The sequence below is a fragment of the Bacillus timonensis genome, from assembly GCF_004799755.1.
GTDB classification, from domain to species: domain Bacteria; phylum Bacillota; class Bacilli; order Bacillales; family Bacillaceae_L; genus Ferdinandcohnia; species Ferdinandcohnia timonensis_A.
In genome coordinates, this window is the sequence record NZ_SLUB01000084.1 from 1 (window position 1) to 11,357 (window position 11,357).

General features: G+C 37.0%; 11 protein-coding genes and 1 pseudogene. 7 read left to right on the forward strand and 5 right to left on the reverse strand.

Translation table 11 applies throughout. The features are described from left to right. Positions 1 to 551 (reverse strand): annotated as a pseudogene (locus E1I69_RS22670) (IS4 family transposase); the annotation flags it as partial. 201 nt (positions 552 to 752) lie between these two features. Between E1I69_RS22670 and E1I69_RS22675 the strand changes: the two are divergent. Then, positions 753 to 1,385 carry a nitrite reductase gene (locus E1I69_RS22675; protein WP_431731902.1) on the forward strand — a complete coding sequence of 211 codons (633 nt, stop codon included), beginning with the start codon at positions 753 to 755 and terminating at the stop codon, positions 1,383 to 1,385. A gap of 378 nt (positions 1,386 to 1,763) precedes the next feature. On the opposite strand, the gene E1I69_RS22680 is transcribed toward E1I69_RS22675, so the two are convergent. Next, positions 1,764 to 1,991 carry a hypothetical protein gene (locus tag E1I69_RS22680; protein WP_136381803.1) on the reverse strand — a complete coding sequence of 76 codons (228 nt, stop codon included), beginning with the start codon at positions 1,989 to 1,991 and terminating at the stop codon, positions 1,764 to 1,766. Positions 1,992 to 2,207: 216 nt separating this feature from the next. Here E1I69_RS22680 and E1I69_RS22685 point away from each other — a divergent pair, with 216 nt between their 5' ends. The 5 genes from E1I69_RS22685 (at position 2,208) to E1I69_RS22705 (ending at position 7,047) form a co-directional block, all read left to right on the forward strand. Further along, positions 2,208 to 3,587 carry a sensor histidine kinase gene (locus E1I69_RS22685; protein WP_136381793.1) on the forward strand — a complete coding sequence of 460 codons (1,380 nt, stop codon included), beginning with the start codon at positions 2,208 to 2,210 and terminating at the stop codon, positions 3,585 to 3,587. A gap of 38 nt (positions 3,588 to 3,625) precedes the next feature. Continuing rightward, entirely contained in the window at positions 3,626 to 4,189 is a 564-nt protein-coding gene (locus E1I69_RS22690) for a TVP38/TMEM64 family protein (protein WP_136381794.1), read from the forward strand. A 174-nt stretch (positions 4,190 to 4,363) separates the two neighbouring features. Next, on the forward strand, positions 4,364 to 4,894 hold the full coding sequence (locus E1I69_RS22695) for a CueP family metal-binding protein (RefSeq protein WP_136381795.1): 531 nt from the start codon (positions 4,364 to 4,366) through the stop codon (positions 4,892 to 4,894). 216 nt (positions 4,895 to 5,110) lie between these two features. Beyond that, positions 5,111 to 6,169: an LLM class flavin-dependent oxidoreductase gene (locus tag E1I69_RS22700; protein ID WP_136381796.1), complete on the forward strand. Its 1,059-nt coding sequence runs from the start codon at positions 5,111 to 5,113 to the stop codon at positions 6,167 to 6,169. A gap of 143 nt (positions 6,170 to 6,312) precedes the next feature. Next, positions 6,313 to 7,047: a type II toxin-antitoxin system Phd/YefM family antitoxin gene (locus E1I69_RS22705; RefSeq protein WP_136381797.1), complete on the forward strand. Its 735-nt coding sequence runs from the start codon at positions 6,313 to 6,315 to the stop codon at positions 7,045 to 7,047. A 51-nt stretch (positions 7,048 to 7,098) separates the two neighbouring features. Here E1I69_RS22705 and E1I69_RS22710 read toward each other — a convergent pair whose 3' ends face one another. Next, positions 7,099 to 7,458 (reverse strand): Lin0512 family protein, encoded by a 360-nt coding sequence (locus E1I69_RS22710; protein ID WP_136381798.1) that lies wholly within the window; start codon positions 7,456 to 7,458, stop codon positions 7,099 to 7,101. Between the two features lie 269 nt (positions 7,459 to 7,727). On the opposite strand from E1I69_RS22710, the gene E1I69_RS22715 reads away from it, so the two are divergent. Then, complete coding sequence (locus E1I69_RS22715; protein WP_136381799.1) at positions 7,728 to 9,221, forward strand: PAS domain-containing sensor histidine kinase; 1,494 nt, start codon at positions 7,728 to 7,730, stop codon at positions 9,219 to 9,221. An 87-nt stretch (positions 9,222 to 9,308) separates the two neighbouring features. Here E1I69_RS22715 and E1I69_RS22720 read toward each other — a convergent pair whose 3' ends face one another. Beyond that, complete coding sequence (locus tag E1I69_RS22720) at positions 9,309 to 9,992, reverse strand: aspartate/glutamate racemase family protein (protein WP_136381800.1); 684 nt, start codon at positions 9,990 to 9,992, stop codon at positions 9,309 to 9,311. An 86-nt stretch (positions 9,993 to 10,078) separates the two neighbouring features. Beyond that, positions 10,079 to 11,299, reverse strand: coding sequence for a dicarboxylate/amino acid:cation symporter (locus E1I69_RS22725; protein ID WP_136381801.1), 1,221 nt, complete (start codon positions 11,297 to 11,299; stop codon positions 10,079 to 10,081). Positions 11,300 to 11,357 lie beyond the last annotated feature (58 nt).

The window sequence follows — 11,357 nt, forward strand, 5'->3', positions numbered from 1 at the left end:
AGGTCTCCGCCTTCATGATCTTGTACTTTCCCATTAGAAGGAACAATTTTATCTGGATAATGTACATCAGGCGAAGCAACTATCAATCGTGTATGCATTTTGACGACTGTCCAGCCCTTTGTTACATAGGCCCATTCTGATAAAATAGGTGGAAGTGGTATATGTGTCGCATCTACGATGCGAAGTTTTCCAACACCTCGAGGTAGACCAGTAGTACCTTTGGTATAATATTCAAGTTCTTTTACAACTTTAAAGAAAAGGTTCTGTACTATTCCGGTGTCTAAATCATTAATTCTTCGACTTAATTGTGAGGCACTGATACTATCTACACCGATATATTCCATTAGATCATTGTGTGCGCGCATATTAACTTCAAATTCGGGATAAGATTCCCATTTTCCCAATTGGGCAGCTACAAAAATTTTAACTAAACCTTCTGTTGAAAGCTTTTTCATATCATAGTTTAGAAGGGGACAAGCTAAATATTCTGTAGGCAATAATGACAAGCATTGACGAATTACTGTATTTTGATTTAATATGGTATTATTCATTGAAAGCTCCTTTGTAGAAAGTTTGTATTGTTGTTGGGAACAAACAAACATCTAACACTTCTACAATAAGGGCTTTCTTTTTTTATGTCTACATACAATTAGTAATTTTACATTTTATGGAATCTGCGCAAAGCTAGTGGGACAGGTTCACTGTCCAACTTCAAATCCGGGACAGTGAACCTGTCCCCGTGGGGTGTGAAAATGGTTGTGGAGCAAACAGAAAAGAAGGTTAAATTAGCTGTAAATGGTGGGATTTCGTTCGGTGCCAAATTAAATGCCAAACAACTGGTTACCATTGCTGAGTACATGAATGATGGTGATGAATTGGAGTTAACAACTTTCCAACAACTATACATAGAAGTACTAGAAAGTGAAGTTGAATGGGTGAAAGAAAAATTTGCAGAAGTCGGTTTAGCCTGTTATCCAGTGGGGAGCTTTGTAAAAAGCTTACGAACCTGTAATTTTTGTAAAGGCGCGGAAGAAGAAGGGATGCCTGTTGCGATTGAGCTCAATAAGCGAATTGCAGGAAAACAAGTTCCTTTTACACTTCGTCCAGCTTACACTGGCTGTCCGGTTGGTTGTGGGGAACCGTTAGTAAATGATATTGGCGTCATGAAGGTAAAAGACGGATATGATTTATATATTGGTGGAAAAGCCAAAGGAAAAGATGCCAGAACAGGTACTTTATTGATGGAACAGCTAACACCCGAACAACTTTACGAAGTTGTTGATAAAATCATTACGATCTATATTGAGCACGGAAAGAGGAGAGAACAATTTTCCAAGTTTGTAACACGATTTGGTTTGGAAAATATAAGAGAGAGTGTTATATAAATTTACTCAAGGGTTATAAGCGGATGTTTTCCGTTTAAAATCCGAATGGAGTTTAAAATGGGCTAAATAAGAGAAGGATTTCCGTCTATCCAAAGAAAAACCCTTCTTTTACATGCTTTTAGAGTCAATAAACGGAATCTCTCCGTCAATCTAGGCTATTTTCAGTGCTTTTTACGGATTAGGCGGAATTCTTCCGTCTATACAACGCCCTGGCCTGCGTGCTTAGCCTGTTCCCACAACTGATAAGGCAGGTGCAATTGACAGAAGTTTTGACCCACTTTGGTCAACCCTTTTTGTCGAGTGTCAATATATATCCAAAATGAAGAAACCTTAACGAATAAGGAAAAAGGCGTGTGCAAGTTTAATCCACACGTCTTTTTAATGCATTTCATTAAAATTTGTATTGTTCATCATACCGTTCTCTCCGTGACAAGAATCAAACATATCTTCTAATTGCTGTTCAGAAAAGTTAGGATGCATTTTTTCCATGAGAGGTTTCATCTTATCAAAATTAAAGATTCCATCCCCATCTCCTTGTAAAAATACTGCGGTACCTGTACCTATGACAAAGGCAACTGTGAAAATACTAATCGCCCATTTTTTCACATCTACCAACTCCTTTTCTTTTATTGGCTTTAGAATATCTCTAAACCATGCAGAATTTGTGCAGAATTTTTGAAGACTTGGTGAAGGAGAGATTCGGATTCTAGCACGATGATGGTATGATAATGGTGAGTCATTCATTTAAGAATAATAAGCATGCATATTTTCTTGATACTTTTTCTGTATGATTGATGGATAAAAAATACGGGGCGAAAATGAATGAATAAAATCTCAATTAAACTCGGACTATTGTTTTTTGCATTTATTCTCATTCTTGAAATCATTTTGTTCTCCTTTTTATATACAGGACTTGTCGATTCACGTATCGACGAAGAACTTGCAGAATTAAAAGCAAGAGGGGAAAGTCACCGTCATGTTTTAGAGAAAAGCTTTGATAAAACGACGATTGAACATGTGGCTTTAATGGAAACAGAAGCAGACACGGATGTAGTGATTATGACTCATAAAGGAAAGGTACTTGCCAAATCTAATGAGTTAACATCACCCATGAAACGACTTATGAAACATGAGAGAGGTTCTGTTCCTTTCGAGGGAATGATTGTAGAAAAACGATGGGCAACAGAGTCTTATATTTCCACTGTCAGTCCAATCGTGATTGATGATCGATTAATTGGCCATGTATATATGTTTAAGAGCACAAATTCGATTCAAACAATGGTTTATAAATTAAAGCAGCATTTTATACTGGTAGGTAGCCTTACGATTATCTTAACGGTCATTACCGTTTTCTTTCTTTCTAAAGTCATCACACTCCCATTAATCAGAATGAAACAAGCGACGAAAGCGTTAAGTAAGGGCGATTTTACTGTTGTAGTTAGCCATAGGAGTAAAGATGAATTAGGAGAACTTGCAGAAAGCATTCAAACATTAGCCAATGATTTAAACCATTTAAAAAAGGAAAGAAATGAGTTTCTCGCAAGTATTTCACATGAATTACGCACGCCCTTAACCTATGTAAAAGGGTATGCGGATATAGCAAAGCGAAAAGGAGTAAGCGATGAGGAAAGAAATAACTATTTACAAATAATATATGAGGAAGCTGAGCATCTATCTGGTCTAGTCAAGGATTTATTTGATTTGGCTAAAGTTGACCAACATAGCTTTGTTATTCAAAAGGAAAAGGTTAGCCTATGTGAATTTACAAATAAAATTGCAGAAAAGGTTCGTCCGGCATTTATGAAAAAAGGTATTGAATTATTTCATTCTTGCCCAGACGGGTTATTTGCAATGATTGATCGACCAAGATTGGAACAAGTGATGATAAACCTATTAGATAACTCATTAAAATATTCGAACAGAAACAGTAAAGTTAGGTTACAGGTTGAACACGACCAAACAAAAAATAAAATTGAGTTATCTGTTATCGATGAAGGAATCGGTATTCCAAAAGAGGAAATTCCTTTTATATTTAACCGTTTATACCGAGTTGAGAAGTCAAGATCACGCGAAAGTGGTGGGTCTGGCCTAGGTTTATCGATTGTCAAAGAAATTGTGGAAGCTCATGGCGGTCAAATTAACATAGTTAGTGAGTTAGGAAAAGGAACGAAGGTAACGATCGAATTAGAAGGTTGCAAATAGAAGTAAGGTCTAACAGACTTTGTACACGGAGGAAGAGTATGCAAGATTGGCTAGTAGAGGTTCTAGTTACCTATAAAGAGGTCGCCGTTGTCATCAGTTTGCTTGTTAATATTCTAATCAGTATCTTTGGCGTTATTCCCAGTGTTTTTATTACTGCAGCAAACTTATTAGTCTTTGGTTTTTGGAAGGGAACCTTCATTTCTTTCCTTGGAGAGACAATAGGTGCAATCCTATCTTTTTGGTTATATCGAAAAGGTTTTAAAAGGGTAGTAGGAAATAAGCTGAATAAATATCCACTTGTCTCTAAACTCCTGAACACTAGGGGGAAAGATGCCTTTTTACTCATTCTATCTTTGAGATTATTACCGTTTATTCCATCTGGTTTAGTCACCTTTGCCTCGGCAGTAGGGACAGTTAGTCTAATCGTATTTCTATTTGCAAGTTCAATCGGAAAGATTCCAGCCTTGCTTATCGAAGCATATTCAGTGGACCAAGTAACCAATTGGACAACGGAAGGAAAACTCATCTTATCAATCCTTTCACTAGTAGGGCTAATCTATATCATTCGAAATATAAGTAAAAATCAAAAGGAAAATAAATGAGAGGTATGAAAAAATCTATCATACACAATCTAGTTTCTCCATAATTTCTTCATAAATTTTTGTTACACTTAAAAGTGGAATTAAGATTTCATAGAAGAAGCATAAATTAGATGGGTTAACCCCATGTAATGGGCAATAGAATTATCGTCTGCATAAAAAAGGAGTTGGACATTAATGAAAAAAGGGTTAATAGGTATAGCAGGATTATTGCTAATCTTTTTATTAGCGGCTTGTAACAATAGCACTTCGGATGAGATGGGTGTAAATGAAGCAAAGGATATAAAAGAAATGGTACACGATTATAGTGTTGGAAGTTTTGAAGATGTGTCTGCATCGATTACTTCGCACGAACTTATTGTAACGGATAGTAATAAAAAGGAAACAGCTTATGAACTCCCTGAGGATGAGTTTTTTGTTTCAATTGCACCATTTGTAAAAGAAACACACGAATGTGCCATTCATAGTTTAACAGGATGTCAAGGGGAATTAGTTGAAAAAGAATTCGAAGTCTACATCGAAGACGAGGCGGGTAATGTAGTTGTTGATGAAACGATAGCATCGTTCGAAAATGGATTTATCGATTTATGGTTACCAAGGGATAAAACCTACCAAGTGAAAATCGGATATGATGGAAAAACAGCAGAATCCCAAATTTCCACATTTGAAGGCGACAATACGTGTATTACAACCATGCAGTTAATGTAGTAAGGTCAAAAAACAAAATTAGTTTATACGAGAAGAAATTAAACGTAATAAATATTATATTTAGTAATAAGTAATAAAAAACTGGGCTGTTCCGAAAGCTATTTATATGACTTTGGAACAGCCCTTTTTATTATGAAAAGTACACTTACTTGACATAATTATATTTTAAAAATATACTTACTTACATAAAGTAACTGATAAAAGGTGGTAACCTTTATGAATGATAATAAAAGCGGATTTGAAATCGGGATATACACACTAGCTGATATTGGTCCGGACCCTCTAACAGGAAAGACAATATCAGCAAAAGAAAGAACAAAAGAAATCATTGAAGCCGCAAAACTTGCGGACGAGGCAGGACTTGATGTATTTGGGGTAGGAGAACATCATCGCCTGGATTATGCTTCTTCATCTCCCGCTGTTCTATTAGCAGCCATTGCTCAAGCAACAAAACAGATTCGATTAACCAGTACAACAAGTGTTTTAAGTACGCTTGATCCTGTTCGTCTGTTTGAGGATTTTGCGACATTAGACTTACTTTCGGATGGTCGTGCCGAAATACTAGCTGGAAGAGGGGCTTTTATCGAATCATTCCCTTTGTTCGGTTATAGCACAAATGATTATGATGAACTGTTTGAAGAGCATATGGAGCTTCTCTTGCAATTGACCGAGCATGAAAGGGTTACATGGTCAGGGAATTTTCGTCCGTCATTAACAAATGCTCAAATTGCGCCAAGACCGGTACAGGAAAAATTACCTGTATGGATTGGAGTGGGAGGGACACCTGAGAGTGCCGTTCGTGCTGGAAGATTTGGGGTAGGAATGGCTTTAGCTATTTTGGGAGGACCACCAAGACGGTTTAAACCACTTGTTGATCTTTATCGTCAAGCGGGAATAGAGGCTGGACATGCACCTCAAAGCTTGAAGGTTGGTGTTACGGGACATGCATATCTAGCTGAAACAACGCAACAAGCAAAAGATGAGTTTTATCCTTATTACTCGAATTACTGGGAATATGTAAACCGTCAGCGCGGAATGGGGACAAGGATGTCAAAAGCCGAATTTGAGCATATGGCTAGTCCGGATACAGCTTTGTTCGTGGGAAGTCCGCAACAGGTCGTTGAAAAGATCCTTCAACAATACGAACTCTTTGGACATCGCCGTTTCCTTGCACAGTTAGATATAGGGGGTCAACCTTTTAAGAATGTGGCAAAAGGAATCGAAATGTTAGCAGCGGAGGTTGCTCCAATCATTCGAAGAGAAACAAGTAAATAACATGGAATTAAGAATATCAGGCGCTGTTTAGGTGTCTGATATTCTTTTTTTACCCAATCCGTCACTCTTGAAAATGGAAAAGAAAATCCATATAATTAAAGTAGCTAATTTAGCTATATTAACTAATGTGAGGGTTGATTGAGATGATTGTTAACTCGACGGAACTGCAAAATAATTTTGGAAAGTATTTGATGCTTGCGGCACAAGAGGATATTATCGTTACACGTAACGGTACAGAAATTGCCAAACTAACAGCGGTTAAAGATACATTAAATAAAGTCCAGCCAGAAGTGGTACATGAAAAGGCACCTGAGTATAGCTTTGATGGAAAAAAATCGACATATGAGGAGTTTCTGACATTACAACAGGAATCAGATGACAGGTATGAGTATATCGATGGAGAAATCTATTTGCTGGCATCTCCAAGAACTGCTCATCAGATGGCTATAACTGAGTTATTTGGAAACTTTTATATCTTTTTTCAAGGAACAAATTGTACACCAATGGTTGCTCCATACGATATTGAGTTAAGAAGAACACCCGAAAGTATTAATATTGTTCAGCCAGACTTGATGGTGATTTGTGATTTAGAGGAAAATTTAAATGAAAATGATTATTATAAAGGAGTTCCGTCACTTGTTGTTGAGGTGCTTTCGAAAAGTACAAGGAGTAAGGATCTTATCAAAAAACTTGACCTATACATGTCCACTGGTGTGAGTGAGTACTGGATTGTAAATCCAGACAATAAAGAAGTAACAGTCTACCAATTTGAGGATCAAAATATCAGTAACAGTGCTACCTACAAGAACAATGAGGCTGCACAATCCTTCATGTTTAAAGGGCTAAACGCAAAAATTAGTAGAATTTTTAGAGTGTAAGTGGGACACGGGCATGTGCCCCACAACCTTTGGATAATGAACGTCCACCTTTTAATATCCAACCTCGACAGATGCTACAACGATGTACATTAAATCATTTTGATCGCCTTTTTCTTCAAGGACGATTCCGCTTGTTGTTAGCATACCTCCATCCATCACTTCCACTGAGACCTTTCCGAATGGTATAGCTCCTTTTACCGTATCGATATCAAGCTGTTCTTTATCACAAGGGACCGCTAGTTTCACATTAACCACCATATTGTCTAAGCTATTTCCTGGTAGCACCGAGCGAATGCCAGGCATTGAATTAAAATGAATCGCATTCTTTACGGCACGAATGGCTGCCTTCGTAATATTTTGGCCGTGAACATCAATCCCCATCCCGGTTTCGATAAACATCAATTTTTCCATCTGATAGACACCTCGTTATGTAATGATACTTCTATTTTACCTCAAAATATGGTTCTTAATATGATTTAAACTTGTTAAAGTGCAAATATCTGCTGAAAAAAAATTAAATTTATTTGTAATAAATAGTATAATAGTAACAAAAATAGTTGAATGGTCGAAAAATTAAGAGTATTCGAATGTCTAGTTCCTACTATTAAAAATTAATAAAAAAGGTTTCCTGATTAAATTATTTCTATTTTTCTACTTTCATTGAAAGGAAATATTGTCATATGAACCCATATACGATCACAGAAAAAGGTAAAGATATCAGCCTGCAAAATGGACTAAATGAACAATTGTGCTCTGATGAATTAGTGAGTATTGATCGAAAGGAATTAAATGAAACTATTCGTTTGCAACAGGGAATGATTTTCAAATTCAAAGGAGTAAATGGGCACTTTATCCATACTTTATGTGACGGTGAGTTAGTATATCGTTTGGGCCTTACTCCAAGTCATGTAGTAGGAAAACAGTTAATAGATTTTCTTCCGGAACAGATTACGAAAAGAAAGCTCGTATTTTATGAAAGAGCATGGAGTGGGGAAGACCATGTTACCTATGAAGAAGAATTAAATGGCATTCATTATTTTACTGCGTTACGGCCAGTTAAACGAAATGGGGAAGTAATTGAGGTAATTGGTTCATGTATGGATATTACTGACAGAAAGAACATCGAAAAGGCTTTACTTGAAAGTGAAACTAAATACCGTTTGATTGCTGAAAACATGACTGATTTAATCATTTTATTTGATAGTCAAGGAAAGTGTATTTATGCATCACCTTCCCATGAAACTGTATTAGGCTATCCACCTGAGTATTTTCTGAGCCAAAATACATTGCATCTTATTCATCCAAATGACTCTTCACTCATCATCAACGGATTTGAAGAGGTAAATAAAACAAAGACTCCTTTGAGGGTCGAGTTTCGCCTTTTACATGCTGAACGTGGTTGGAAATTATTTGATTGTACGGCTTCCCCTGTGCTGGATGAAGACGACGAAGTTAAGCATATTATGGTTGTAGCAAAAGACATTACGGAGAAAAGAAGAGCGGAAGAATTTTTGTGGAAATCAGAGAAGTTATCATTAGTTGGGGAATTAGCAGCGGGTGTTGCACATGAAATACGGAATCCTCTGACATCAATAAAAGGGTTCATTCAACTATTTCAGCAAGGAGTAAGGAACGAAGAATATTTTGATGTGGTACTTTCAGAGTTTAATCGAATTGAAGATATCATTAAGGAGTTTCTTTCCTTAGCAAAGCCGCAGGAAATTCAGCTTCATTCAGTCAGTATTCCCTCTTTGTTAAAAGAGATATACACCTTGATGAAACCTGAAGCCTATCTAAAAAATGTCGAAATCATTATTGATAGTGATCGGAGTATTCCTCTTGTAAGGTGTGATGCGAATCAAATCAAACAAGTCTTATTGAATCTTTGTAAAAACAGTATTGAAGCTACTGACGCATACAAAAAAGGAGTACTAAAAATCTCTGCTCATTTAGAGGATCAAAATCAATTATGTATTCAGGTAATGGATAATGGGATAGGAATAAGCGAAGAACGCCTCAAAAGACTAGGGGAACCTTTTTATAGTAATAAAGAAAAGGGAACAGGTCTTGGTCTCATGCTATGTTTTCGAATTATAAAAGAACACAGAGGAACGATAACCTTCGAAAGTATAGAAAACCAAGGAACAACGGTGAAAATAAGACTACCAGTTTAAAAGGATAGGGGGAGGGTGTAAGATCTAAATGAGGCACCTGACCCTTTTGAATAAAAGGAGTAGGTACCTTTTTCTTAGTAACACATTCTACGATTCATAATACATATCTACAATCTTTTTCGCTACTATTACTGTAGGATCAATCACTTTAATCCCGTCTACTTCACTTAAAACAAGTGGAATTTCAGTGCATGCTGCGATAATTGCCTCTGCTCCTTGATTCATCACTGTTTTTGATGCCTGTAGTAATAACTTCTTTCCTTTTTCGAGATTCCCACTTTTTACTGCATAAATTCCCTCCATGACACTTTCTTGTGTCATTTTATCGGGCTCTACAACAGCAATTCCTCGTTCGTGAAGGGATACTTGGTATAGATTCGTAGACAATGTGCCATCAGTGGCTAACAATGCTATTGTTTTTAAGCCTGCATTGTCTATAAATCTGACAGTTTCTTTTGGCATATTCATAAGCGGGATCTTGATCGAAGCCTGGATATCATCTAAATAAAAATGAGCAGTATTACAGGCTATTGCAATCCAATCTGCCCCAGCCGTCTCCAATCTTTTGGCAGATTCGATCATTAAGGGAAGAGGGTTTGTTCCTTTTCCTAAAATCGCGGATGTCCGGTCCGGTATTTGTGGGAAATTATCAACAATCATATGAATGTGGTCTTGGTCATTCTGGGCAGGTGTTAACCGAATGATTTTTGTCATTAAATCAACTGTTGCTAGGGGTCCCATTCCACCCATTATTCCTAGTGTTTTTGTCATGTTTTACTCCGCCTTATAAAAACAGGTTGTTGAAGATTTACTCCCAAATCCCCAACAACCAGTTCATTTCATTTAATTCGATAGGTTTATACACTTACTCCATTCGATACTTTTAATTCTCGCTTCTCTTCTATAGCATTGACTACAACTGCAGCAGAGGCATCGCCTGTGACGTTTACAGATGTACGAATCATATCCAAGATTCTATCAATACCCGCAATAAGGGCAATCCCTTCTACTGGAAGTCCGACTGAAGTAACGACCATCGTAAGCATGATCAATCCAGCTCCTGGTACTCCTGCTGTACCGATGGAAGCAAGAGTTGCCGTTAATACAATAGTTAACTGTTGTGCAAAAGAAAGATCATAACCAAAAAACTGTGCAATGAATAACACACACACACCCTGATATAATGCAGTTCCATCCATATTGATGGTGGCTCCTAGTGGAAGAACGAAGCTACTTACCTTTCTGGAAACACCTAAGTTTTCTTCAGAATTTTTAATGGTTATTGGCAAAGTTCCTGAGCTACTTGTTGTACTAAATGCTACCAAGCTAGCAGGTGCAATTCCTTTGAAAAATTTCAGCGGATTCATCTTTGCGAAAACCTTGACGGAGACTGAATATGTTAATACAGCGTGAAGTATACATCCGAGATAAACGACTAATATAACCTTTAAAAGTGGAAGTAGTACAGAAACTCCGTATTCTCCAACAGTAGGTGCAATCAGACCGAAAACCCCGATTGGTGCAAGCTTCATCACAATAGCAGTGATTTTATACATGATCTCAGCTAGTTCATCAAAGAAATTATAAACTGTCTTTGCCTTATCGCCTAAAATCGTAATTCCAAGTCCGAGGAAAATGGCAAAGAAGATGATTTGTAACATATCCCCATTAACTAATGAAGCAATTGGGTTCGTAGGGATTATATTTAATAACGTATCAATTACTCCTGGAGCCTCTGCTGGATCTGCCGTTTCCGTAGTAGCGGCTATATCCAGGCCTTTACCTGGTGAGAAAATATTTGCAAGAATTAATCCAATGGTCACTGCAAATGCGGTAGTTAATAAATAATAGAAAAATGTAATTCCGCCCATTCGTCCAATCTTTTTAATATCCCCGGTACCTGCAACACCCACAACAAGGGAAGCTAGAACTAAAGGAACGATAATGAACTTAATCATACGTAAAAATAAATCACCAAGAGGTTTAACAACCTCAACGCTAGGTCCAACGATAGCCCCAACAATAATAGCTAGAATAAATGCAATTAAAATCTGAGAAAGCAAACCAATTTTTTTCATATGAACCTCCTTTTTAATTTAGTCAAACAAGTCCTACCTCTGTCTCTTATACACATCT

What these genes read in the sequence shown, in the direction of transcription:
- E1I69_RS22675 (WP_431731902.1), top strand. Translation starts at nt 753, where the DNA reads ATGGTTGTGGAGCAAACAGAAAAGAAGGTTAAATTAGCTGTAAATGGT.
- E1I69_RS22685 (WP_136381793.1), top strand. Translation starts at nt 2,208, where the DNA reads ATGAATAAAATCTCAATTAAACTCGGACTATTGTTTTTTGCATTTATT.
- E1I69_RS22690 (WP_136381794.1), top strand. Translation starts at nt 3,626, where the DNA reads ATGCAAGATTGGCTAGTAGAGGTTCTAGTTACCTATAAAGAGGTCGCC.
- E1I69_RS22695 (WP_136381795.1), top strand. Translation starts at nt 4,364, where the DNA reads ATGAAAAAAGGGTTAATAGGTATAGCAGGATTATTGCTAATCTTTTTA.
- E1I69_RS22700 (WP_136381796.1), top strand. Translation starts at nt 5,111, where the DNA reads ATGAATGATAATAAAAGCGGATTTGAAATCGGGATATACACACTAGCT.
- E1I69_RS22705 (WP_136381797.1), top strand. Translation starts at nt 6,313, where the DNA reads ATGATTGTTAACTCGACGGAACTGCAAAATAATTTTGGAAAGTATTTG.
- E1I69_RS22710 (WP_136381798.1), bottom strand. Translation starts at nt 7,458, where the DNA reads ATGGAAAAATTGATGTTTATCGAAACCGGGATGGGGATTGATGTTCAC.
- E1I69_RS22715 (WP_136381799.1), top strand. Translation starts at nt 7,728, where the DNA reads ATGAACCCATATACGATCACAGAAAAAGGTAAAGATATCAGCCTGCAA.
- E1I69_RS22720 (WP_136381800.1), bottom strand. Translation starts at nt 9,992, where the DNA reads ATGACAAAAACACTAGGAATAATGGGTGGAATGGGACCCCTAGCAACA.
- E1I69_RS22725 (WP_136381801.1), bottom strand. Translation starts at nt 11,299, where the DNA reads ATGAAAAAAATTGGTTTGCTTTCTCAGATTTTAATTGCATTTATTCTA.